The 3,612-nt window shown below is 73.6% G+C and carries 2 protein-coding genes and 1 pseudogene; 1 reads left to right on the forward strand and 2 read right to left on the reverse strand.

The window, feature by feature from the left end:
- Nucleotides 1–44: 44 nt before the first annotated feature.
- Nucleotides 45–128: pseudogene (locus ACTUAL_RS03480) on the forward strand (twin-arginine translocation signal domain-containing protein); the annotation flags it as partial.
- 40 nt (nt 129–168) lie between these two features.
- Here ACTUAL_RS03480 and ACTUAL_RS03485 read toward each other — a convergent pair.
- Together ACTUAL_RS03485 and ACTUAL_RS03490 are read right to left on the reverse strand one after the other, a co-directional pair.
- On the reverse strand, nt 169–1,770 hold the full coding sequence (locus tag ACTUAL_RS03485; protein ID WP_096495149.1) for a glycoside hydrolase family 64 protein: 1,602 nt from the start codon (nt 1,768–1,770) through the stop codon (nt 169–171).
- 314 nt (nt 1,771–2,084) lie between these two features.
- Nucleotides 2,085–3,612, reverse strand: a 1,528-nt coding sequence (locus ACTUAL_RS03490; RefSeq protein ID WP_440899244.1) for a class I adenylate-forming enzyme family protein, incomplete at its 5' end; no start/stop codon positions are given.

Below are 3,612 nucleotides of genomic sequence, written 5' to 3' on the forward strand. Positions count from 1 at the left end.
ACCCGCGTCGCCAGCGCCCCCCCGGTCGCAACCGGCGCCCGCTGATGTCCTGCCCCTGCTGTGACCGCCGCGGCTTCCTCCGCGGCGCGGGGGGGGGGGGGGGGGGGGGGGGGGGGGGGGGCCCCCCCCCCCCCCCCCCCGCCCCTCGTCATCGGGTTACCCGGAGGGTCAGCCCTTGTGCCACTTCTGGTTCGGGTTGCCGAGGCACTCCCAGAGCTGGAGCACCGCGTCGTTGCCCGGCGTCTCGGCCGGGATGTCCAGGCACTTGTTGGACTGCGGGTTCACCAGGTCGCCAGCGCCGGAGAGCACCCACTGCTGGGCCCCGTTGCCGCTGCACGCGGCCAGCTGCACGGCCGCGCCGTTGGTGCTGGAGCCCCAGGCGACGTCGACGCACATGTTGTTGTCGGTCTTGAGCTGGCCGCCGGTCCACTCGAACTTCTGGTTGGTGCCGCCCGTGCAGTCCCACACGATCAGGCGCTGGCCGTCGGCGAAGTTCCAGTTGGGCACGTCGACGCACTTGCCGTGCCAGTCGGAGACGATGCTGGTCTTGTTGCCGGGGTCGGCGCCGCCGCCACCGGTGAACGGGGTCAGCGTGATGCCCGCGGAGCGCGGGTCGCCGTCGTGCACCAGGGACTCCTGGGCGAGCACGTCGTCGAACGCGAAGCCGTAGGCGCGGCCGTCGACCATGTTCTGGTGCACCAGGCGCGAGTAGTGGTTGGTGATGGAGCCCTTGTAGAAGTCCGCCGCGCCGCCGCTGGGCTGGGTGTCGAGCGTGCCGAGGGTGGAGCGGTGCAGCGCCGCGCACAGGGTGCGGGCGATCGGGCCGACCACCTGGTCGTTGGGCGCGGCGAGCGCGCCGTCGCAGCCCCACACGTTGGACGTGGACGGCTTCTGGAACGTCGCGACCCGCTGGCCCGCGGTGTTGGTGAACGTCATGGTGCTGCCCGAGGTGCGGCCGAAGTACTTGATGCTCGGCTGGTCGCCGAACGGCACGACGGTCAGCGTCTTGCTCGTGTAGGCGTTCCACGCCTGGGTGATGTACGGGTCCAGGTAGGTGGCGCTGAACAGCCCGGCCTCGGCGGCCTTGCCCGGCGCGAGGACGCGCAGGACGGTGCCGTCGGAGGAGCGGGTGCGGACCAGGCCGCTCCAGCCCGACTGGGACTTCAGGCCGTTGATGACGTTGTCGCGCCCGTTGGCCTTGAGCGCGCCGGTGGTGCGGGTCTGGCCGCTCGCGCCGGTGACGCTGACCGAGTGCGGCACGGCGAACATGTCCACCTGCGAGCTGTTGATCCACAGGCCCGCGTCGTTGTAGGTGAACTCGCTCCAGTCGAACAGGATGTTGGTGTTCGGGTCCGACGGGTTCCACGGCGCGGGCTGCACCAGGCCGCTCGGCGGGAGGAAGAACTTCAGCTTCTCCCCGAACGACATGTAGACGCGGCCGGAGATGAAGCGCGGGATGCGCAGGGTGGTCGACCCGCCGTTGGCCGGGCCGTTGATGGACACGTCCGGCGCGGGCACGGGCGGGGTGGCGCCGCCGGACCAGGGGGTGAAGGCGCCCGCCTGGTTGACGTAGCCGAGGCGGCCGTTGCGGATGTCGGTGCCGAGCACGTAGAGGTGCACCGAGCCGGAACGGCCGCTGCTGTTGGTGACGGTGAGGGGGAGCAGGTCCGGGCCGATCGCCTGGGCGGGGCCTGCGGGTCCTGCGACGGTCGCCGCGGCGGCTGCGGTGAGCGCCAGGAGGGCGGTGGCCCACCTCGACGTGGTGCGCATCGGGAACTCCTCGTGAGCAGGATGGGGTTTCCCTACCTCGCGGCGGTGAGGCGCGGGTGCCGGTGGCGGCTGTGGTGCGGTGGTGCGTGTCGAGCGCGGTGCTCCAGTGCAGGGTCCGGACGCGTGGTCGACGCGGCCCGAGCGCTCTGTGAGAGCGCTCTCTTAGATTTGTAGGTGGACTAGACCTCTGTCAAGAACCAGGACCGCAGTTGAGGGGTTTGCCTGGTCAGCGCATGACCGACCAGACAAATCCGACAACTGTTGACAGTTGGCAGCCGTTCGTTCGGCCGGTTCCGCTCCCCCGTCCGGACCCGCTAGCCCGCGTGGTCCAGCAGCGCCAGGAGCGCTTTCTTGTCCGGCTTGCCGCCGGGCAGCAGCGGGACGGCCGCCACCGTTGTCACGGTCCGGGGCCGCGCGCCCGCGCCCAGCTCCCCCGCGACCAGCCCGCGCAGCGCGTCGGCGTCCGGCGTCGCGCCCGCCCTCGGCACCACGAAGGCGTGCACCGCCTCCCCCGTCCGCTCGTCCGGCGCGCCGACCGCGTAGGCCTGGTCCACGTCCGGGTGGCCCGCGAGCACCCGCTCGATCGCCCCCGCGTGGTGCAGGACCGCGTCCACGATGATCACGTCGCGCGCCCGGCCGGTCAGGTGCAGGAAGCCCTCGGCGTCCAGCTCGCCCAGGTCGCGGGTGCGCACCCAGCCGTCGCGCAGCACCTCGGCGGTGCGCTCGGGGTCGCGCCAGTACCCGGCGGAGGCGCAGTCCACGCGCACCAGCACCTCACCCGCGACGCCCGTCGGCACGTCCGCGCCGTCGCCGTCCACGACCCGCACCCGCACACCCGCCCACGGCCGCCCGACCGAGCGCACCGCGTCGGGGTGGCGCCGCACGTCCTCGGCGGTGAGCACGGTGAGCATCCCGGTCTCGGTCTGCCCGTAGGCCTGGCGCACGACGTCGCCGAGCAGCTCGTGCGCCTGCGCCATCCGGTGCGGCGCGAGCGGGGAGCCCGCGACGAGCAGCAGCCGCAGCGACGAGGTGTCCACGCCGCCCGCGCGCACCGCGTCGAGCACGTGGTGCAGGCGCGGGACGGTGAGCAGGCAGGCGGTGCCGCGCAGCCTGCCGAAGTCGGCGGGCAGGTCGGGCAGGCCGGACTCGGGGACCACGGCCGTGCCGCCGCCGAGCAGGCACAGGCCCAGGTGCTCGAACACGACGGCGCTGGCGAGCGTGCCGAACAGCAGGAACCGGGAGTAGCGCTCGGCGTGCTCGCGCACCCGCGCGTCCCACCGGTCGGGCTGCCAGGCCCAGTAGACCGAGAGCGCGGCGTAGGTCATCACCACGCCCTTGGGCTGCCCGGTGCTGCCGCTGGTGTAGGTCACCAGGGCGGCGTCGCCGGGCCTGCCCATGGGCGTCAGGCGCTCGCGGCTCGCGGCGGGCAGGTCGGTCTCCAGCACGACGGGCTTCGCGGCGGGTGCGGCGGTCCGCAGGTCCGGGTGGTCGCCCTCGGCGTCCACGACGAGCAGGTCGACGTCGCCGACCACGTGCGGCAGGTGGGCGCGGCCCAGGCCCTTGCGGACCATGACGACGCGGCAGCCCAGCGCGTGCGCGGCGATCTGGGCGGCGAAGCCCTCGGCGGTGACGCCGACCGCGACGGCCACGCCCGTGCCCGGTCCGGCGCCCGCGCCGCGCAGGGCGGAGGCCGTGCGGCGGACGAGGTCGAGCAGCTCGCCCCTGGTGGTGGCGCGGGCGCCGCGCTCGAAGGCGGGGCTGTCCGGGTCGTGGGCCAGCTCGTCGAGCAGGGCTTGCGGGAAAACCTGGGCGGAAGGCATGTGGTCTCCATTCGGTTGGGCT

The sequence above is a fragment of the Actinosynnema sp. genome (genome assembly GCF_052038725.1).

What these genes read in the sequence shown, in the direction of transcription:
- ACTUAL_RS03485 (WP_096495149.1), bottom strand. Translation starts at nt 1,770, where the DNA reads ATGCGCACCACGTCGAGGTGGGCCACCGCCCTCCTGGCGCTCACCGCA.